General features: G+C 39.6%; 16 protein-coding genes and 11 tRNA genes. 2 read left to right on the forward strand and 25 right to left on the reverse strand.

Features of this window, described 5'->3' with window-relative positions; all coding sequences use genetic code 11:
• Nucleotides 1-86: 86 nt before the first annotated feature.
• From V7112_RS09120 to V7112_RS09175, 12 genes are all read right to left on the reverse strand, one after another.
• Nucleotides 87-160 (reverse strand) — tRNA-Gly (locus V7112_RS09120).
• Between the two features lie 17 nt (nucleotides 161-177).
• Nucleotides 178-254 (reverse strand) — tRNA-Pro (locus tag V7112_RS09125).
• Between the two features lie 5 nt (nucleotides 255-259).
• A tRNA-Arg gene (locus tag V7112_RS09130) sits at nucleotides 260-336 on the reverse strand.
• Between the two features lie 85 nt (nucleotides 337-421).
• Nucleotides 422-508, reverse strand: a tRNA-Leu gene (locus tag V7112_RS09135).
• A 17-nt stretch (nucleotides 509-525) separates the two neighbouring features.
• A tRNA-Leu gene (locus V7112_RS09140) sits at nucleotides 526-606 on the reverse strand.
• Nucleotides 607-622: 16 nt separating this feature from the next.
• A tRNA-Lys gene (locus V7112_RS09145) sits at nucleotides 623-698 on the reverse strand.
• Between the two features lie 19 nt (nucleotides 699-717).
• Nucleotides 718-792 (reverse strand) — tRNA-Gln (locus tag V7112_RS09150).
• A gap of 162 nt (nucleotides 793-954) precedes the next feature.
• Nucleotides 955-1,030 (reverse strand) — tRNA-Val (locus V7112_RS09155).
• Nucleotides 1,031-1,087: 57 nt separating this feature from the next.
• Nucleotides 1,088-1,159: transfer RNA gene (locus V7112_RS09160), tRNA-Glu, on the reverse strand.
• Between the two features lie 7 nt (nucleotides 1,160-1,166).
• A tRNA-Ser gene (locus V7112_RS09165) sits at nucleotides 1,167-1,257 on the reverse strand.
• 2 nt (nucleotides 1,258-1,259) lie between these two features.
• Nucleotides 1,260-1,334 (reverse strand) — tRNA-Asn (locus tag V7112_RS09170).
• A gap of 128 nt (nucleotides 1,335-1,462) precedes the next feature.
• Nucleotides 1,463-1,924 carry a SprT family protein gene (locus V7112_RS09175; protein WP_335418075.1) on the reverse strand — a complete coding sequence of 154 codons (462 nt, stop codon included), beginning with the start codon at nucleotides 1,922-1,924 and terminating at the stop codon, nucleotides 1,463-1,465.
• A 259-nt stretch (nucleotides 1,925-2,183) separates the two neighbouring features.
• Here V7112_RS09175 and cmpA point away from each other — a divergent pair, with 259 nt between their 5' ends.
• Entirely contained in the window at nucleotides 2,184-2,297 is a 114-nt protein-coding gene (gene cmpA / locus V7112_RS09180) for a cortex morphogenetic protein CmpA (RefSeq protein WP_087947091.1), read from the forward strand.
• A 19-nt stretch (nucleotides 2,298-2,316) separates the two neighbouring features.
• On the opposite strand, the gene V7112_RS09185 is transcribed toward cmpA, so the two are convergent.
• From V7112_RS09185 to acpS, 8 genes are all read right to left on the reverse strand, one after another.
• On the reverse strand, nucleotides 2,317-4,467 hold the full coding sequence (locus tag V7112_RS09185) for a Tex family protein (protein WP_335418254.1): 2,151 nt from the start codon (nucleotides 4,465-4,467) through the stop codon (nucleotides 2,317-2,319).
• 80 nt (nucleotides 4,468-4,547) lie between these two features.
• Nucleotides 4,548-5,303: a SigB/SigF/SigG family RNA polymerase sigma factor gene (locus tag V7112_RS09190; protein WP_335418077.1), complete on the reverse strand. Its 756-nt coding sequence runs from the start codon at nucleotides 5,301-5,303 to the stop codon at nucleotides 4,548-4,550.
• Between the two features lie 281 nt (nucleotides 5,304-5,584).
• Nucleotides 5,585-5,935, reverse strand: coding sequence for a type II toxin-antitoxin system endoribonuclease NdoA (ndoA, locus tag V7112_RS09195; RefSeq protein WP_010284636.1), 351 nt, complete (start codon nucleotides 5,933-5,935; stop codon nucleotides 5,585-5,587).
• A 4-nt stretch (nucleotides 5,936-5,939) separates the two neighbouring features.
• Nucleotides 5,940-6,221 carry a CopG family ribbon-helix-helix protein gene (locus V7112_RS09200; protein ID WP_010284645.1) on the reverse strand — a complete coding sequence of 94 codons (282 nt, stop codon included), beginning with the start codon at nucleotides 6,219-6,221 and terminating at the stop codon, nucleotides 5,940-5,942.
• Nucleotides 6,222-6,445: 224 nt separating this feature from the next.
• Complete coding sequence (gene alr, locus V7112_RS09205) at nucleotides 6,446-7,609, reverse strand: alanine racemase (RefSeq protein ID WP_335418079.1); 1,164 nt, start codon at nucleotides 7,607-7,609, stop codon at nucleotides 6,446-6,448.
• A gap of 206 nt (nucleotides 7,610-7,815) precedes the next feature.
• Nucleotides 7,816-9,606 (reverse strand): M6 family metalloprotease domain-containing protein, encoded by a 1,791-nt coding sequence (locus V7112_RS09210; RefSeq protein ID WP_335418082.1) that lies wholly within the window; start codon nucleotides 9,604-9,606, stop codon nucleotides 7,816-7,818.
• 289 nt (nucleotides 9,607-9,895) lie between these two features.
• Nucleotides 9,896-10,912, reverse strand: coding sequence for a LolA family protein (locus V7112_RS09215; RefSeq protein ID WP_335418085.1), 1,017 nt, complete (start codon nucleotides 10,910-10,912; stop codon nucleotides 9,896-9,898).
• A gap of 238 nt (nucleotides 10,913-11,150) precedes the next feature.
• Nucleotides 11,151-11,510 (reverse strand): holo-ACP synthase, encoded by a 360-nt coding sequence (acpS, locus tag V7112_RS09220; RefSeq protein ID WP_335418087.1) that lies wholly within the window; start codon nucleotides 11,508-11,510, stop codon nucleotides 11,151-11,153.
• A 282-nt stretch (nucleotides 11,511-11,792) separates the two neighbouring features.
• On the opposite strand from acpS, the gene V7112_RS09225 reads away from it, so the two are divergent.
• Complete coding sequence (locus V7112_RS09225; protein WP_335418089.1) at nucleotides 11,793-12,512, forward strand: rhomboid family intramembrane serine protease; 720 nt, start codon at nucleotides 11,793-11,795, stop codon at nucleotides 12,510-12,512.
• A gap of 37 nt (nucleotides 12,513-12,549) precedes the next feature.
• Here the strand turns inward: V7112_RS09225 and V7112_RS09230 are convergent, their stop codons facing one another.
• The 5 genes from V7112_RS09230 to V7112_RS09250 all read right to left on the reverse strand — a co-directional run bounded on the left by V7112_RS09230 (nucleotide 12,550) and on the right by V7112_RS09250 (nucleotide 19,016).
• Entirely contained in the window at nucleotides 12,550-14,007 is a 1,458-nt protein-coding gene (locus V7112_RS09230) for a PH domain-containing protein (RefSeq protein ID WP_335418090.1), read from the reverse strand.
• A complete protein-coding gene (locus V7112_RS09235) occupies nucleotides 14,000-14,479 on the reverse strand; it encodes a PH domain-containing protein (protein ID WP_335418092.1) in 480 nt (159 codons plus the stop codon). Before V7112_RS09235 ends, V7112_RS09230 begins: the two co-directional genes overlap by 8 nt.
• 122 nt (nucleotides 14,480-14,601) lie before the next feature.
• On the reverse strand, nucleotides 14,602-16,077 hold the full coding sequence (locus tag V7112_RS09240; protein ID WP_438823879.1) for a DEAD/DEAH box helicase: 1,476 nt from the start codon (nucleotides 16,075-16,077) through the stop codon (nucleotides 14,602-14,604).
• A 423-nt stretch (nucleotides 16,078-16,500) separates the two neighbouring features.
• Nucleotides 16,501-17,208, reverse strand: coding sequence for an alpha/beta hydrolase (locus tag V7112_RS09245; protein WP_335418096.1), 708 nt, complete (start codon nucleotides 17,206-17,208; stop codon nucleotides 16,501-16,503).
• Between the two features lie 434 nt (nucleotides 17,209-17,642).
• Complete coding sequence (locus V7112_RS09250) at nucleotides 17,643-19,016, reverse strand: UDP-N-acetylmuramoyl-tripeptide--D-alanyl-D-alanine ligase (protein ID WP_335418098.1); 1,374 nt, start codon at nucleotides 19,014-19,016, stop codon at nucleotides 17,643-17,645.
• Nucleotides 19,017-19,150: the final 134 nt, after the last annotated feature.

Consider the following 19,150-nt stretch of genomic DNA (forward strand, 5'->3'; position numbering starts at 1 on the left):
CAATAAGAGTATTGATTGCTCAATAAGTTTGTTACTTAGAATTAACGTTGACGCTTGTATTATGTTTAGTTTTCAAAGAACTAATTTGGAGCGGGTGATGAGAATCGAACTCACGACATCAGCTTGGAAGGCTGAGGTTTTACCATTAAACTACACCCGCAAATATTAAATTTCGTCTGGTCGGGAAGACAGGATTCGAACCTGCGACCCCTTGGTCCCAAACCAAGTGCTCTACCAAGCTGAGCTACTTCCCGTAATATGGCGCGCCCGAAAGGAGTCGAACCCATAACCTTCTGATCCGTAGTCAGACGCTCTATCCAATTGAGCTACGGGCGCATATTGAAACGCGATTCGAAATCAGCGACTTTTCTAATATAACATCTTGCGTTCTCGATTGCAAGTGTTTTTTAAAAAGTTTTTTTGGTGCGGTCGAGAAGACTCGAACTTCCACGGGATCAACTCCCACTAGGCCCTCAACCTAGCGCGTCTGCCATTCCGCCACGACCGCAAATAAATCAAGAACAGTGCGGGTGAAGGGACTCGAACCCCCACGTCAAAGACACTAGATCCTAAGTCTAGCGCGTCTGCCAATTCCGCCACACCCGCATTATTTGCGTTAAAATGGTGAGCCATGAAGGACTCGAACCTTCGACCCTCTGATTAAAAGTCAGATGCTCTACCGACTGAGCTAATGGCTCGTGCTAAACTAATAAAAAATGGCTGGGCTAGCAGGATTCGAACCTACGAATGACGGAGTCAAAGTCCGTTGCCTTACCGCTTGGCTATAGCCCATTGATTTAGCTACATGAATAACTTCTTCGATTATGCTACACGAGCTACTTCGCAAGAGGATATCCTGAAAAATTTCAGCAGGAAATTTTGCGGAATATCGTCGACATCCCTTATTATCCTCGAAATCTTTTCTGTAACACAAACAGTTATAATAATAAAACATGGTGGAGGATGACGGGATCGAACCGCCGACCCCCTGCTTGTAAGGCAGGTGCTCTCCCAGCTGAGCTAATCCTCCATATTTAGAGATAGAAATGGGAGGTAGGAATTTAGAATCCTACATCCCATGATTGTATGACCCGTACGGGATTCGAACCCGTGTTACCGCCGTGAAAGGGCGGTGTCTTAACCGCTTGACCAACGGGCCATTTTAATGGCGGAGAAGGAGGGATTTGAACCCTCGCGCCGCTTACGCGACCTACACCCTTAGCAGGGGCGCCTCTTCAGCCTCTTGAGTACTTCCCCATTGGCTCCGCAGGTAGGACTCGAACCTACGACCGATCGGTTAACAGCCGATAGCTCTACCACTGAGCTACTGCGGAATAATGTTGCGACATTACTTATTATAAAAACAGATTATCTTGTTGTCAAGAGCATCTATTTTTTATCTATGATTTGTCTGTCCGGTTTCGCGGCGACTTTTATAATTTATCACAGGAATAAACACGAGTCAATATTTTTTTACTTCTACTAATTTCCCTGAGCATTTTCCACAAACATATCGATTTGTATCGATTCTTCTTTTTCTTACATAGCCTATCCCGCAACTTTTACAGGTATACAAATATTGTTTTGAAGTTTTTCTTCTTTTTACGGATTCTAATGGTTTACAGAATCGAGGAGCGTCTACCGCCTTTAAGAGATTTCGAAAATCTCGATCGCGATGCTGGTATCCCTTTCCTTCAAGATGCAAATGATAATGGCACAGCTCGTGTTTTATGATTCCCACCAACTCGTCGATTCCACGTTCCTGATAATATTTCGGATTTAGTTCGATATTATGAGATTTCAGCAGATACCTTCCACCAGTAGTTTGTAATCGATTGTTGAAAGTAGCTTTATGAAGAAACGGTTTTCCAAAGAACTCGAGGGACACTTCTTCCACGATTTTTTGCAACTCAAACTGTTCCACTTTTTTTCTTCCTTTCCATCCTTTTCGAACAGGACGTACTGTGTTTGCATAGACTATATATACTCAAACGTATAGTTTGATAACTTTATTCCGCATTAACTGGCAGTAAGCCCCCACACATTTCAAGACTGCAAGGAAAGCCAAAAATGTATATGTGGGGATGAAAAAAAACCACTGAATGAAGTTTCACTTTATCATTATAGTATCATTCTTTTCGTTTTTTCGAAGGTAAAAGTTTATTAACGAGGAGGTTTGAGTTATGCCTACCTGGCTTCAGAACCAAATGAAACGTGCCTATTATGAAAAAAATCGATACCAAATTAAATTATTGAATCAATGCTGGTATTTTTATAGAAAAAAACACTGCTCGTAAAAGCAGTGTTTTTACATTCCTAATTTTGTGGAGGTAGCATTGTTAATGCGACTCTGCCTTTTTTCACATCGACATCATCGATCCACACAGTCACCACGTCACCAACCGATACCACATCAAGTGGGTGTTTGACAAAGTTTTTACTTAGTTTTGAAATATGCACTAAACCATCCTGCTTAACCCCGATATCTACAAATGCTCCAAAATCTACAACATTTCGGACAGTTCCTTCGAGTTCCATTCCTTTTGCAAGGTCCTCAAGCTTAAGGATGTCTTTTTTGAGTAACGGTTTTGCTAGTTCGTCACGAGGGTCACGTTCTGGACTGACTAACGCCTCTGTAATGTCGTGAATGGTGATTTCACCAATTCCTAATTCGGCAGCTACTTCTTCTGGTACTATGGACGAAATAGCTTCTTTTAATTTTTCCGTTCCTAGGTCATTGCTTGTTAGACCGAATTTAGCAAGTAGTTTTTTAACTTCTTTATAGTTTTCTGGGTGAATCCCTGTACGATCTAACGGTTCATCTCCATCAACAATACGAAGGAATCCAATACATTGCTCATAGGTTTTTGCACCTAAACGTGGGATGCCCTTCAATTCGCTTCTACCTGTAAACTTTCCTTGTTCCTCGCGTTTTTTGACGATATTGTTAGCAACTGCTTTCGATAGACCAGCTACATATTGCAGCAAGGATGGGGATGCTGTATTCACATTTACACCAACCTTGTTAACGACTGTTTCAACGACAAACGTCAGCTGTTCGTTTAACTTTTTCTGGGATACGTCATGCTGGTATTGACCTACCCCTACTGACTTCGGATCGATTTTCACAAGTTCGGCTAACGGGTCCTGGAGCCTTCTTGCAATAGAGACGGCACTTCTTTCTTCAACATGAAAATCAGGGAATTCTTCACGTGCAATATCAGATGCAGAGTACACACTCGCCCCCGCTTCATTGACAATAATATAGAAGATTTCTTGATTTACTTCTTTGAGAACATCTACAACAAATTGCTCTGTTTCTCTTGAGGCTGTACCATTTCCGATAGCCACCATTTCAACCTTAAATTCTTGTAAAACGGACTTTATTTTCTTTGCAGCTTCGTCCTTTTTATTCACTGGCGGATGCGGGTAAATCACACCTACATTAAGAACCTTTCCTGTTTCGTCAACTACCGCAAGCTTACATCCCGTTCGATAGGCTGGGTCTACCCCTAGAACAATCTTGCCTTTAAGCGGCGGCTGCAAGAGTAGATTACGAAGATTTTCCGAAAAAATATGAATCGCTCGATCTTCCGCTTTCTCTGTTAGTTCTTTTCGGATTTCCCTTTCAATCGAAGGTTGAATGAGACGTTTATAGCCATCCTCGATTGTCTCTACGATATAAGGAGTGGATGGAGAATTCTCCTTTTTTACGATTTTTCGGTTTAAAAAGGTTAAAATTTGGTCGAGCGGCGGTTCAATTGTCACTCGTAAAATCTCTTCTTTTTCTCCACGGTTCACCGCTAGGACGCGGTGTGGAACTATCTTTTGAATCGGCTCCTTGTATTCATAGTACATTTCGAAGACGTTTTTTTCGTCTTTTTCTTGGTCTTTTACGGCCGTTTCGATAGTTCCTAGTTTAAAGGTTTCATTGCGAATCCATTGACGAAAAGCTGCGTCATCAGAAATCCATTCAGCGATAATATCCTTTGCACCCTGAATCGCATCTTCAGCGCTCAGAACTTCTTTTTCCTCCGAAATGAACTGTTTCGCATATTGTTCAACATCCACATTCATCGGGAATGTGAATAACCATTCCGCTAATGGCTCAAGCCCTTTTTCTTTCGCAACAGTCGCTTTTGTACGGCGTTTTTGTTTGTACGGTCTGTATAAGTCCTCGACTTGTTGAAGCTTAGTGGACTTCATGATATCCGCTTGAAGTTCATCTGTTAGCTTACCCTGTTCAGCAATGAGACGAATAACCTCTTCTTTTCGCGATTCCAGGTTTTGTAGATAATTCCATTTTTCTTGGACATCTTTAATTTGTACCTCGTCTAAAGAACCTGTTAGTTCTTTTCGGTAACGTGCGATAAATGGTACGGTATTGCCTTCATCTAAGAGGTTGATTACACTGTGCACTTGCTTTGTCGTAATTCCGATTTCTTTAGCGATGGTTTTCACCATCATCTCATTTGTTTGCAATGTCTGTGTCAAAATGGTTTTCCTCCTACTTTCACTTCTAACCAGTTCTATTTTACCAAAGTTGCTCATCCAAGTACTGCATCACGAAGCTTTTTAATGGCAGTTCGCTGGATGCGAGATACATGCATTTGTGAAACGCCAACGATTTTTCCAGTTTCTCGCTGACTCTTCTCTTTAATATAAGTATAGTAAAGAATTCTTTTTTCCCGTTTTGAAAGAACGTGGAGTGCTTTTTTTACATCTAACTTTTTCAATACTTTTTCGAAGGCTTTGTCATTTTTGCCTACTGTTTCAAGTATAGTTCTTCCTTCTGAATCTGAGTCAATAGGTGTATCGATTGGCTGCGCATTATAGGCATGTCCAAGTTCGATTGCACCTAAGACTTCATTTTCATCAACATTTAGGTAATTCGCTATATCATGTACTTCTGGCTTTCTTTGCAAGGCTATTGTAAGTTCCTCTTCCGCCTTTTTTATTTTAATTCCGAGATCCTTTGCTCCTCTTGGCACATGCACGCTCCATGTTTTATCTCGTAAAAAATGTTTGATCTCACCATAGATCGTTGGAATTGCAAATGTGTTAAAACTCTTTCCAATCGTTGGGTCAAATCTTCTAATCGCCCCTAAAAGTCCAATTCTTCCAACTTGGACGATGTCCTCGTGAAACGCACTTCCCTTTGAGTATTTCCAAGCGATCTTCTTAATCACTTTTTCATACCTTACAATGATTTCCCTTTCTGATTGTTTCGAGCCAGTTTTTTGGAAGTTCTGTACCAGCCTTTCTACTTTCTCACTTTTCGGATTTGTAGATTGCTTTCTCATATTTTCCACCGCTCTCTTTTTATTTTTTGTCACGAAAGGTTTTATCAGGATAGTCCTTTATTATGTATTTCGATAGAAAAGATTTGATTCCCTCCATATTCCGGAATTTGTTACATAAGTTAAATGTTTTTGTAATATAACATGTCCGGCTATAGGATCAAAGACTAAGAACGCCACATCCTGTGGCAAAGTCTTTGTGACCCACTTCCTGTGGGCCTAAAAAATAAAAGAAGCTACCGCTGGGTAACTTCTCATAAACGTATACATATAAATATAATGAATTAAAAATCGATGAGTCCTAAACTAATCTGTAAGGCATCATCCACTCTGTCCATCATCTCTTCATCGAGATGTGTAATCTTATCGGTTAGGCGCTGCTTATCGATTGTACGAATTTGTTCTAACAGGATAACTGAATCGCGCTCAAATCCATATCGCTCCGCATCAATTTCAACATGTGTTGGAAGCTTTGCTTTTTGAATTTGGGCAGTTATAGCTGCGACAATGACTGTGGGACTAAACCGATTCCCGATATCGTTTTGGATGACAAGAACAGGACGAACGCCTCCTTGCTCTGAGCCGACAACTGGGGAGAGGTCTGCAAAATAAACGTCGCCACGTTTTACAATCAAATGATTACCCCCCGCTAACTAAGCGTTCTACGGTGTGGTCAGCCTCAGATTCAGCCAAAAAAGCCTCCGATGCAATAGTAAGGTTAATTTTCGCCATTTCCATGTAACCACGTCTCATTGATTCTGTGATCTGACGTTTCTTTCTTTCACGTAGATACATTTTTGTAGCCTGATAAATCAGTTCATTACGGTTACCGTTTTCTTGTTTCACTAGGCCATCCAACTCACTAATTAAGTTTTGTGGTAATCGTACTAGAATTTCTGTTGTTGCGCTGGATTCAGACACAAACATACACCTCCACCAACTTGCCACCAATATTCTATTCCAATCTTAATAATACCATTATTATGATTGGAAGCAAAGCTTAATCCATTAATTCTTATATTATTATCGACATTTAGAACTGGTTTTTATGCACATCTTTTACAACGTTACCAAATTCTACATTCCACTACATGCATAAAAAAAGAACGTACCCGATTCGTACAACCAATGTACTAATTTTTCTACTAGTAATGTCCTAATAACGTGTTTCTCACTTCAATTATTCTCTTATTTCTTAAAAAAATACGCGGAACGCGAAAACTTATTGAACAAGTGATCTCATAGTTGATTGTTTCAAGGGCCTTCGCTACAGCGTCTACACTTATGAATTTATCGTTTTGACGACCAATCATGGTAACTTTTGTACCGACAGGAAGTTTCTTTGGAAGACGGACCATAAATTGGTCCATACAGATGCGACCGATGATTTGGCAGAGTTCACCGTCAACTAAGACATGGGTATTTTGTAACTTTCGAATCCAGCCATCCGCGTAGCCAACCGGAACTGTTCCAACCCACGTATCCTCATCAGCTGTAAAGGTTGCGCCATAGCTGACTTTTTCGCCTTTTTTTATTTGTTTTACATGGACAAGCTTGCTGTGAAAGGAAATAGCTTGTTGCAGTTCATGTGGAAGCTGGTCTTTTATTTCTAAAGATGGTGTCAAACCATACATTCCGATGCCTAGCCTTACTGCGTTAAATACTTTCTCTGGGAAACGGTAGCCAGTTGCACTATTTCCACAATGGATCATTTTTGGCTTGTTCGGAATCCAATCAAGCATTTGCAGGAAGTTCTGATACTGCTGGTCAAAATAAGAGGTATCGATTTCATCCGCAGTTGCAAAATGGGTAAAAACTCCTTCAAGTTGAATCTGAGAATTTTGGTCAATTGTCTTTAGGATTGTTTGCAATTCGTCCTTTTCTTTTACGCCAAGACGTCCCATCCCTGTATCAAGTTTTAAGTGCAGGTTAAGTGGTGTACTGCCGTGATAGTTTTCTATTACTTTATCTAGACACTCTTGACTATAGATAGTAAGTGAAATATTGTGTTGTGCGGCAATTATAGCGTCAGTTGGACGTGATGCTCCGAGTACGAGTATTGGTGCATCAATTCCTTTATGACGTAAAGAAATACCCTCGTCGATAAAAGCTACCGCAAGAAAGGTCGCACCGGCTTCAAGTGCTGTTTTCGCAACTTCAGCGTCCCCGTGCCCATAGGCATTTGCCTTAACGACCGCCATTATATCTACTTGTTCTGGTAAAAAGCTTTTCATATTTTTTACGTTTTCAAAAATACAATCTAAATCAACTTCAACCCACGTATCGCGATAAAAATGGGTAGAATCCATGAGTATACACCTTCTTAGATTAATTGCTACTATCAATATATAAATTCGATTATTAAACTTCATTTTGTCCATGTCAATGGAAGTTTTTGATTATACCCATCTTAACATATGACGGAAAAATTAAAATATGAAAGAGAAAAAAATTGAAGTCATGACAAAGACCCCTTTGGTTGGTCAAAGGGGTCTTACATTCAATCTTTTACATGTTATTTTTTATTAAATAAAACATCCAATGTGATTGTGCCATCCTGTTCTACAATATTTTCGAACTGAATACCAGTTTGGGTTCCTTTATTAGCCCATTTATATAAGGAAGTTGTATTTGGCCCTACATTACCTTTTGCACTAATAGAGTTCACTCCGTTTTTACCTGGGAACACATCTCTAGAATCTCCGTCATTTAAATATTTCTCCAAATCAAATTGACCGTCTGCTTGAACAACACTTACTGCATAATGTCGCTCTCCATTAGATGGATTAACAGGAACTTGTGATTGACCAAGGTGATTTAAATCCCAGTTTTGCGCTTCATTTGGACGACTGAAATTACGTGCTAAAATGTCCTCAACTACATGATATACCACTAACCCATGTAGATCTTTTCCATCCGCATTATATTCTAATCCCGCGTCAAAGCCAATCTGTTGACGGTTTTCTAATAAGAAATATTCACGCCCACCAGAACCAGGAACGACTACCTTATAGATATCTGGAGTAGTTTCGACTGGCTTTAGTGTGAGTGTCTTATTCTTTGTAACCTCTATAGGGTCTGCGAATCCAAGATATGTTTTTGACCACGCATCTGGATGGACAGGAGTATTGCCTGAATAGTTTCGATCTTGTATGTCACGTCCGTATGAACCACCTGCCATTAAACTAAACATTCCAACCCCTTCTGAGTCATAACCATAATCGTATAAGTCTGGTAAACCTAGAACATGGGCAAATTCATGGGCAAATACGCCAACACTTGGTGGAGATGGATCTCTTGGTTCACCCCAATAATATCCTGTAATGTCTTGACCTACTTCAGGAACAATATTATACGTATCAACAACAACTCCATCAACTACAGTATGCTCTAATGTAGATTCATCAGGTGGTGTTCCTGTTTTATAATATTCGCCATAGTAACTTGCACTTGTAATGTCCCATTTGTGTGACCAAATAAGACTTGGATCTAGGTTATATTCTGCACCGGTTCCACGATGAATAATTAACAGATTCGGTACAATTTGATCAATCGTTTCACCATTCACTTCAATTTGAGTGGCATCCCCATGAAGCCAGAAATCACCTGGTTTTGCTGGTACAGCATATTGCGAAAAATCAACTTGATTTGCAGCAGCTTCAATAGCATCCTTTACAAATTCCGCCATGTGAGCATCGCCATTTTCATTGTAATATCCTTTGTCTTGCCCAAGATAATGGTTATAAGATTTAGGTAAATTAACCCACCCTATAACATCAATATCCATATCAAATTGATTGTAACTTACTTCTTTAAAATAATTTTCCATGGTACGGTTTGTGGAAGCTTCTTGTCCATTAAAGGTTGCTAAATGTTTAAACATATCCATTTCATATGGATTATAATTGTCACCATTGATAAGGTCATTAAAATAGTCAATCTTAATCTGGTCATAATTAACACCAGGTACATCACTTAATGCCCCTTCTGTTTCAAGCGGAAAGTCTACAACAATTGCAATTCCTTTTTTGTGTAAATCTCCTACTTTCTTTGGTTGTAATCTATCCGTATCTTGTGGCTTACTATACGATTTTCCATTATAGCCACGGAATTCTTTACCTTGAACTTTCTCTCCTTTCGATTTAGCATCTTTTGCCAGATCAGCATCCAGTTTTGTATAGTCTGGTAAATTGGGTGTAAACGAAGTATCTCGTTGGGGACTTGTTTGCGCAAATGCTGATGTAGCAATCAGACTAATACCAATCGTTGTTGCTAAAACCACGGAAAATATTTTACTTTTCTTCAATTTAATACCCCTCCTAATAAACTGTTTTTTATCCCGTTCATTTGAAATAAATCTGTACAGTCCCAACCCCCTTTAACTCTTTGGACAATCCTGCTTAAATAATGTAACAGAGTTTTCCAAAGAAATTTGTAGAATTTCAATAGCTAGAACTATTTTCGTTCGTTATATTCTTCTTTCTCTCAACCACATCCGACAATATCCTTCGGTTTATGAAATAATTACCGAGGAATCTGTCGAGATTTAGAAACGAAAAAAACAGGCCCGGTTATTCGGACCTGTGTTCTTTTATTTATTTTACTGATTTACCTTGTACTGTACGTGCAACGGAGATTAACTCTTCCCCGGTTAGTTCATCAGATGCAATCATGAATTCTGCACCATTGTATGTCCAGGAAATAGCCTTATCTGTAAGAGTTCCAACCGTGAATCCAAGGTCAACAGGTTCACCACTTAACGAAATTGTCGTAGCAACCTCAGCAACTCGTGCTCTTTCTTGGATCATTGTGAAGTTTTTCTCTCCACCAAATGTCATGATCACACGTGTACCATTTTCAGTTTCAATTTTCTTTTCTTCTTGTAGTTCGACACCAGCAAGTGCATCCTCTGAAGGATATAGAACTTCAAGTGGCTGCTTATCAACCTCTCCCATAACTGGGATTTCGTCTAGATTTGCCGAAGACATATTCTTGTCTACATCAAATGCAGATTTATCAAAACTTGCATCAAATTCTACCTTCGTGAACTCTACAAGCAACAATACTTTACGATCTGGATCCATTACCTTTACAGAAACAGGCGTTAAGTCTTTCTTGCTGAATGTAATTTCTTGCTTTGGCAGCATATTATTATTTTTGTAATTTGTTTTTGTTTCAAAGATGTATTGATCCTTAGTAGCTGTAAATTTCGCTTCTGGATCTTCCTTCACATCATTCACCAAGGATTCAAATAAATAAGCTTGGCTGCTGTTTTCCGGCCAGTCACTTTGGAAGCGGAAGCTCTTATTAAGAGCTGGTGTTAAAACAAACACTCCCTCTTCATTACGTAAAATCATCTGGCTTTGATCCTTTTCTGCATTTTTTAGGTTTACGCGATAGAAAGTGGGATCCTTGTGCCAGATTTCCACTTCGTACACCTGTGGATCATTGCCAGTTTGAAGCGTCATTTTTGCATCTGCTTTATAGCCAGTCATTTTTTGCACCTGAGCATCTAGTGCACTAACCACATCTTCCTGTGATTTTTCCCCACATGCCGCAAGTACAAGGGCAATGAGTAGCCCTAATAACAACAATAATACTTTCTTCTTCATTTCTTCTTCAACCCCTTTGCCTCTTATCGACTATTGGTTGAGACAAAGTGTCCTACTAGATGAACAGGTAAGGAACCGTTCCGTGCTTATTAGGACCCCCACATTTTTTCAAACCATATTCCAGTTTACGTATTATTACGTGTAAACTAAGTAAAAATCACACCGTTCACCAAACTCGTACACCTTGTCTCACCTACCGCACTAAAAATATATGAGACAAAGTTACGTAATATGCAGACTAGCTTGACAAGCTTTCGAGAATTACTTGTGCAACGGCATACTCCTTACTGTGAGTAATGGATAAGTGAGCCTTATGCTTCAAGGGTTTGGTGAGGACTGGCTTGCCGTTCTCATCTGATAAAACCTCAATATCTAAAAAGCTTAAATTCTCTCCAATACCTGTCCCAACTGCCTTTGAGTATGCTTCCTTGACCGCGAATCGTCCGGCCAGAAACTCAATTTGTCGCGATTCAGATAAGCGAAAAAATTTTTCTTTTTCATCATGAGTTAAAATACGATCAACAAACTTTTTTTGTCTATGTAAAATTTTTTTAATACGTTCAAGCTCGACAATATCGATACCCGTGCCAATGATCATTTAAAAATCCCTTCTTCTTTGAGGAAGTTCAAAAAGTGCGGTGAATATGACGCATCGAATTTCTGCGTTGGCTTGCTTCTCCGTTCCTCACGTATTAACTGCATACGCTCCGGTACTCAAAGCTGCACCGCCTTGAAATTCTCGGTCCTCTTCATCCTCCTTTTTGAACACCACTTCTATATAAAAACTTTCAATCATAAGATGGTACAAACTCTTCAAAGGACGTTCGCCATCTTTTGAAGAATATAGTACGATAAAAAGACTACTAAAAGGAGAATTAAGATGTTTATACGGACTGAAAGCTTTCGTCAATTTTTACGATTATATCCTATTATATCAATAATAATCGCGATTCATATCTTTCTTTGGCTGCTAATCTTTTTGTCTCTTCCATTTGGAACAGCACTTTTGCAGCAAATGATCGGGTTTAACTTTCTAATTTCTGAAGGAGAATATTGGAGGCTAGTGACACCTATTTTTGTACATAGTGGGTTTGGGCATATGATATTTAATTCATTTTCACTTGTCTTATTTGGACCTGCCTTAGAAAGCATGCTTGGTAAAGTCAAATTCATCATTGCTTATCTACTAACCGGAGTCGCCGCCAATCTAGCAACATTCTACATTGAGCCACTGGAATTCGCCCATGTCGGTTCATCCGGTGCCATTTTTGGTTTGTTTGGGATTTACTTATATATGGTTCTGTTCCGTAAGGACTTAATAAGCCAAATGAACTCACAGCTCATTATCACCATTTTAGTAATTGGCCTAGTCATGACCTTTATCAATTCAAATGTTAATATTGTGGCCCATATATTTGGATTTCTTGCTGGCGCTATTATTGCACCGCTTGTTTTACCAAAAACCTCCAGCCTGCCGCAGGTCATCATGGCAGGCGATTCCTCATATCGACCACGAATGAGGATTCCTAGACCGTTTTCAGTGAAGCATATCTTATGGCTCATTATTATTATTTTAGTGATTCTGGGGATTTTCCTTTAAATACAACAAGGAGCTAAAATGACTTTAGCTCCTCTTCTTATTCTACCGTAATATTATCCGCAACCTTCTTGTTGCGTTTTGTATACCATTCCCAAATGGTCCAGCAATCAGAAATCTGTAAATCCTTTACTTCAAACCCTTGGCCTGTTACTGCCGATTTAATAAAAGTACGAACTGAACCAAGTTCTTTTTTTCTTTGTAAGAACGATTGTTTCTTGTCCATCGATTGAATTCGCTTTTTATGGTGAAGGACAGTTATTTTACTAAAAAAGCGAAACTGCAGTGTTAACTGGTCATCTTCAATTCTCCAGCCCGCTACTTTATAGCGGCTATAGCCAAAAATGGCTCCCATCGGTAAAAGAAGAAGACCTAGATAGCCCCACGAACTGAATACATAGGAAAGCATAACGATAGCAGGGACGAAAATAACAAATGGCAGCATCCCCCTGAACATATATCTCCACTTTGCCTTTGATGGTACGTAGTTTTCAACGTCATGCATCTGGTAATCCGGAACAAAATGAGGCAATAAGTCATTGATGGCTGATTTTTTTACAAGCGGAAAGAGCACAGTGGAAAAGTCTTCCCCCTTATCTATCGAGCCACCCGCGCTTTCAATATATACCGTTGCATATCCTAATGGCTGCCTGATTAAATTCTCACCTATGCGAATTGCCTGAATTCGCGTTAACGGAATGGTGGTCTGCTTTTTTTCAATCAAACCCCTCGTAATAAACAGCTCTTCATCACGTTTTACGACTGTAAAATTGGCATAGCGTAATGTCATGATTAAAATACCAACAAACCACGCAATCAATAAGAACAGTGCAATCAATACGATGATATAAATTAATATCGAAAGACTGACAAACTTTTCGATCGTATTATATACTTTTTCAAATGGTAAGTATTCTGCAAATTGGCTCAGGAAAGCCAGTACACCGGAAATGACAATTCCGATTCCACCTGACGTGGATGCTAGTACCAGCAACTCCTTTTGTGTAATTTGATATGTAAACCTCGTATGCTGTGTTACGGTTTCTTCTTCCTGATGGGTTTTCGAACGAGATAACATTTCACGTAATTGATTGGCCTCTTCTGCTTTGATGGCGGTTAAAACCGCTTCAGCCTGCATACCGCCACCAGCTGTTTCCACCTGTAGCTTCACCAATCCAAAAATCCGTTGAATGATGCCCGCAGAAACATCGATTGTTTGAATCCGCTCAATTGGAATAAAACGTTTTTTTCGAATAAACACACCGTACTCGATCCGTAATTCCCCATTTTCTATCCGATATGTATAGCGATACCAATGTAAGATTCCGAATACTAACATTAAAAGAATAACGACTCCAGTACCTAAAAAATAATACTTCCCAAAACCATCCCCGGGTCCTACAAAAAATATAAAAATGAACGGGAGGATCAATTCCTTTAATTGCTTTAAGAAGCTAAGGAAACCCGCAACCGGATGCATTCGACGTGGTTCAGACATCATCATCATCCACCCTCGCTAATCTTGAAATTGAATCCCTTAATTGATCCGCTTCCTCCAAATCAAGTGCGGGAATTTCATGGACAGTTGCTGCTGTTGAAATCGTAACGGTTGCTAATCGATGCTTGCGAAGCAACGGACCTTGCTGTGTATCAACGTGTTGGACGCGGTTCATCGGGATAACTGTTCTTTTTACAATTAACACACCACGTTGAAGGTCAATTTCATGTTCATGTACTTCATATCTCCAGCGCTTCCATTTGAGTTTTGGCAAGATAAAAATGGTTAAAATTGATTCGAGAATCGATAGGAAAAGGACGATTGCAAAAATCCAATAGGGCCAATCAAAAATAATTGTAAGGACTAAAACTGCAATTGTTATAATCCAGCCAACCATTGATGTGATGATCGCAGATGTTTTCCATACTGTTAAGGCACGTTCACTTATCCGATTTTTTGGGACGTCTCTCATATACCAACCAACCTTTCCCCATTGGAATATTTTTCATTTCAACCTTTTCAGTATAAATGATTTTGTCGAAATTTAACACATAAAAAAAACAGCGCACATACCTTGTGCACTGTTTTTGCTAATTAATCTTCGTTTTTACGGAAGTTGCCGCGACGATTTCCGCCGCTTGAAGAATAACGGTTTCCGCCTGATCCTTGACGACCACCTGATGATCTTTCGCGTCCACCATTTCCACGTCCACGATCACGGTTTCCACCTTTATATCGAGCACGGTCACGCCCACCACGATTGTTATCTCTATTATTGTCTCTTTTCACACGTAAAGGTGCTTCTTCAGTAAGTTTAACTGGTGTTGCGTCTGGCTCTTTTGTCATTAACTTTATTGCAGCTGCAACAACAGAAACAGAATCATGCTCCTCTAAAAGCTCTTCTGCAATACGAGTATAATAAGATAAATTATTGGACTCAATCATGGACACGATTTTTTCCATCGTCATTTTTTGTTGACCTTCTAAAGCCTCATCCAATGTTGGTGGCTTCATCTTATCCATTTTGCGCTTTGTTGTATTTTCAACATTTTTAAGTTGACCGATTTCACGAGGTGTAACGAAAGTCATCGCCATACCATTTTTCCCTGCACGACCTGTACGTCCTATACGGTGTACATAACTTTCAGGGTCTTGCGGGATATCAAAGTTGTAGACATGTGTAACACCGGAAATATCAAGACCACGTGCTGCAACATCGGTTGCAACTAACACTTCGATAGATCCTTCTTTAAATTTACGTAAGACAGATATACGCTTTGCCTGAGTAAGATCACCATGAATTCCTTCAGCCGCATAGCCTCTTAACGTTAATGCTTCAGAAAGCTCGTCAACACGACGTTTTGTACGTCCAAAGATAATCGCAAGTTCTGGTGATTGGATATCTAGTAAACGAGTTAATACATCAAACTTATTCTTCTCTTGTACCTCTAAGTAGTATTGTTGGATATTTGGTACTGTCATTTCTTTTGCTTTTACTTTTACTACTTTAGGGTCTTTCATGAAACGCTCAGCAATGCGTTGGATTGGTCCTGGCATTGTTGCAGAGAAAAGCAATGTTTGGCGCTCTTCCGGCACTCCCTTTAAGATCGCTTCAATATCCTCAATAAAGCCCATGTTTAACATTTCATCCGCTTCATCAAGTACCACTGTTTTTACATTTTGAAGCTTAAGGGTTTTACGATTAATGTGGTCGATTACACGACCTGGTGTACCTACAATGATATGAGGGTGTTTTTTTAGTGAACGGATTTGGCGAGTGATGTCCTGTCCACCATAGATTGGTAAAATACGTGCGCGGTTAAAGCGACCGATTTTATGAAGTTCTTCCGATACTTGAATCGCAAGCTCACGAGTTGGTGCAATGACAATTCCTTGGATGTTGTCGTTTTTTATATCGACATTCTCAATAAGAGGAATTCCAAATGCGGCTGTTTTTCCTGTTCCTGTTTGAGCTTGACCAATTACATCATGCCCTTCGAGTGCTAATGGAATCGTTTGTGATTGAATGGGAGTTGCTTCTTCAAACCCCATTTGATTAATCGATTTCATTAGATCTTCGCTAATCCCTAATTCTTTAAATGCTGCCAATTTTTTCATACTCCTTTTGCTAATCTATTTGTACAATGACAAAATTGACTTTTAGACGGGAAATCTGTATAGACACTGGGCTTTCGCCTCGAAAATTTAAGCTGGATACAAATGATTGCATCATGATCGCAAAACCTACACAATGATGATGTATGCGCGGTAGGAAGGCATCTGCCTAGTATTTATAGTAGACCAGAATCGAATTCTGCTTAAAAAAAGGACATTTTCCGTGAAATAACGGAAGTAATGCCCTCAGGGTTCACGTCCAAAAAGTTAATAGAAGGGCGTCACCAATGGGTTAGACGAGCTATGCCCTTTTTAACACTGTAGATGTAATCTTACCACTACGATGTTAGAAATGCAATAAAGCACAATTTCCAATCATTAGTATAGACATTCTTTTGATGTTTCATGTAAGAATGAATCTACCTCAATAAATAGTCTTTCCTGGTCCTCTCCATAACAAACGTGGTGCTTTGCACATGGCAAGAAAAGGAGTTTCTTTTTTGTTGATGAGATGACTTGATGTAAGTAATGCGCACTTTTCACCGGCACAATCCCGTCGCATTCCCCTTGCACAATTAAAGTCGGGACATTGATACGATGAAGCTCTGGCCGAATCCTTCGCACCAGCTTTCGAAATTCCATTGTTGCAGAAAGAGGCGTGTCCACGATTTTCTTTTTATACCGCAAAAAGAGTTCATTTTTATGAAGTGTTTTGTTCAAACTATCGTGAAGCATTATCTTGATATCTGCAATTAGCTGCTTTGGATTGATATAGTAAGCTGCAGCACTAAGTAAAACGAGTTTTTGGATTGGAAAGCGCGTTGCTAAATAACCAGCAATGAGCCCACCCATAGAAAAGCCGATGACAAAAACCTGGTCACATGTACGAAGAAGATCAACCAGTTCTCTTTCGGCATGTTTGATCCATTCTGAATAATGTGTTCCTTTTAAGTCTAGGGTCTCTCCATGACCGGGTAAGGTTGGCGTTCGGACGACCCAATCGGTTGAATGGCGAACATGCTCTGCAAGCGGCTCTACTTCATAGGGAGCACCCGTAAAACCATGTATGAACAAACAGCCAATCATGAAAATTAACCACCTTTTAAATATTTTTGAAATAATTGTAATGTTTTTGTAACATTTTCTATTTTCAAACGTACTAATAGGTAAGAAACTTTTTAAGGAGGTTTTAAAATGGACAAGCTATTCAATGAAAAATCAAACTTTATGAAAGAATTATTCGCATACTCCTTAGGTATCTTACTTACTATTTTAATTATACTTCCATTTATTAACTAGAAAAAAGCTCGGCATTAAACGTCGCCGAGCTTTTTCTTATTTGTCCAGCTTCAGCGACTAGAAATTCGAGAAACTTCACCGCCTCTTTCAGAGGTAAAAAGCACCTCTGAAGGAGGAGCCTCTGACGCACAGGAAGTGCTAGTGCCCACTTAGCCACAGGACGTGGTGGTCTAATAAGTCGGCCAGTTTCCACATTTCTAGGCGAGTCGCTTCAGCTTTTCTTACTTTTTGAAGGCAAAAATGACTTCCTCGAGCTTCATCCCTCTTGAGCCCTTTACCAACAGGATGTCTCCTTCTGATAAAAGATTTCGTAATTCCTCAATTAGTTGTTCTTTATCTTGGTACGAAAATACTCGGTCTTGTGGGAACTGTTCCCTAGCACCGCTGGCAATATGCTCACCTAATTTGCCATAAGTGAATACATAATTAATCTTGTCAGGCTGGATGAAACGCCCCACTTCTTCATGGTATTCATTTTCTTTGTCCCCGAGCTCCAGCATGTCACCCAACACAACCATTTTATTACCCGTGGTTTGTAAATCATGAACTAAGCTAATTGCTGCCTTCATGGATAACGGGCTTGCATTATAGGCATCATTTATTAATTTCGTACCGTTGATCCCTTCAATTAATTCAAGTCTCATATTCGTGATTTTAATTTCCTTTAAACCACTATCGATTTGGTCCCAAGATAATTCGAAGTGACGGGCCACAGCAATCGCAGCCATCGCGTTGTTCACATTATGCTTACCGAGAACTGGCACATAAAATTCTTTCGTCTCTTGATCGTTAATTGAAAAATAAGTGCCTACGTTTTCCTGTTTGATTGTAAGTGGGAACAGGTCATTTTGTGATGACTCACCAAAGGTTGTTGTTTGGATATCCATCTCTTTCACCCGCTCTGTTAAAAGGGGTTCGTCCCCATGGTAAATGAGCAAGCCATCCTTCGATAATCCATCAACGATTTCAAGTTTTGCCTTTGCGATTCCTTCACGGGAGCCGAGGTCCATCATATGTGATTCACCAATATTCGTAATCACTGCCAAATCAGGCCGAGCTAATTTGGTAAGGAGCTCAATTTCACCAAAAGCACTCATCCCCATCTCAAGCACTGCGACTTCAGTATCTTCTTTTAGTCGTAAAATCGTTAATGGTAAGCCAATATGATTATTTAAATTACCTTCTGTTTTTTGAACACGCATTGAAGTTGATAAAACTGCTGTAACCATGTCTTTTGTGGTTGTTTTTCCATTGCTTCCAGTAATTCCAACGACTTTTATCGAAAGCTCATCACGGTAGTTTTTTGCAAGAGTTTGAAGAGCCTCCAATGTGTCGTTTACAAATATAACCGGGATTTGCTGTGGAGGATTTGGCTGATCACTCCCCCATAGTACAGCTCTTGCACCGTTTTCAATGGCTGTATCCACAAATTGATGTCCATTAAAGGTGTCACCGATGATTGGTATGTATAGATTTCCAGGTGAAATCGTTCTTGTATCAATCGATACACCTTCAATCACGACATTTTGGTGTTGTGGGTCAAGCTTTTCACCTTTTGCCATTTGTCCAATTTGCGCTAAAGTCTTTTTTATCACGAGGTTCTCCCCTTTTCATGAAGAAACACTATTCAGAATGAAGAATAGTGTTAATTAATCAAATACGCCTTGGCGTATTTGCGCCAAGATTTTTAGGCCCACAGGAAGTGGGTCATAAAGACGTTGCCACAGGA

Origin of the sequence: Bacillus sp. JJ1566 (assembly GCF_036962685.1) — a bacterium.
Lineage (GTDB): Bacteria > Bacillota > Bacilli > Bacillales > Bacillaceae_L > Ferdinandcohnia.

Coding starts and splice junctions, on each gene's coding strand:
- V7112_RS09240 (WP_438823879.1), bottom strand. CDS start 16,077: ATGAAATCGATTAATCAAATGGGGTTTGAAGAAGCAACTCCCATTCAA.
- V7112_RS09245 (WP_335418096.1), bottom strand. CDS start 17,208: ATGATTGGCTGTTTGTTCATACATGGTTTTACGGGTGCTCCCTATGAA.
- alr (WP_335418079.1), bottom strand. CDS start 7,609: ATGGATTCTACCCATTTTTATCGCGATACGTGGGTTGAAGTTGATTTA.
- V7112_RS09190 (WP_335418077.1), bottom strand. CDS start 5,303: ATGAGAAAGCAATCTACAAATCCGAAAAGTGAGAAAGTAGAAAGGCTG.
- cmpA (WP_087947091.1), top strand. CDS start 2,184: ATGCCTACCTGGCTTCAGAACCAAATGAAACGTGCCTATTATGAAAAA.
- acpS (WP_335418087.1), bottom strand. CDS start 11,510: ATGATCATTGGCACGGGTATCGATATTGTCGAGCTTGAACGTATTAAA.
- V7112_RS09185 (WP_335418254.1), bottom strand. CDS start 4,467: ATGATGGTGAAAACCATCGCTAAAGAAATCGGAATTACGACAAAGCAA.
- V7112_RS09215 (WP_335418085.1), bottom strand. CDS start 10,912: ATGAAGAAGAAAGTATTATTGTTGTTATTAGGGCTACTCATTGCCCTT.
- V7112_RS09230 (WP_335418090.1), bottom strand. CDS start 14,007: ATGTCTGAACCACGTCGAATGCATCCGGTTGCGGGTTTCCTTAGCTTC.
- V7112_RS09235 (WP_335418092.1), bottom strand. CDS start 14,479: ATGAGAGACGTCCCAAAAAATCGGATAAGTGAACGTGCCTTAACAGTA.
- V7112_RS09225 (WP_335418089.1), top strand. CDS start 11,793: ATGTTTATACGGACTGAAAGCTTTCGTCAATTTTTACGATTATATCCT.